1 protein-coding gene is annotated in these 277 nt (G+C 66.8%); it reads right to left on the bottom strand.

The window, feature by feature from the left end:
- Positions 1-277: hypothetical protein (locus SB773_RS31420; protein ID WP_410594216.1), on the bottom strand; the 277-nt coding region annotated here is incomplete at both ends.

Below are 277 nucleotides of genomic sequence, written 5' to 3'. Positions count from 1 at the left end.
CGAGGCCGCACCGTCGACGAGCGTCGGGTGGGCCAGCACGGTGCTGCGCCGCTGCCATCGCCGTTCGATCTCGTCCGCCGCTGTCGACGTGAGCGTGACGAGCTGATCGGCTGACGGGACGATCACATCGAGCAGTTCCCGATACGGTCTCTGGTCGATGAGCTGCGGGTTCTCCAGGTCGTGCACGGTGAACACGACGGGGCGGCCGAGCCGGTGTGCGGTCTCCAGAGCGTCACGGAGTTGGTCGGGTGAGAAGGATTCGAGACCGAAGTGCACG

The organism is Bacillus sp. SIMBA_074 (assembly GCF_046534555.1).
In the GTDB taxonomy this organism is placed as follows: Bacteria; Bacillota; Bacilli; order Bacillales; family Bacillaceae_G; genus Bacillus_A; species Bacillus_A mycoides.
Note: the sequence above shows the minus strand (reverse complement) of the source record. Positions and strands in the feature narration are given on the sequence as shown.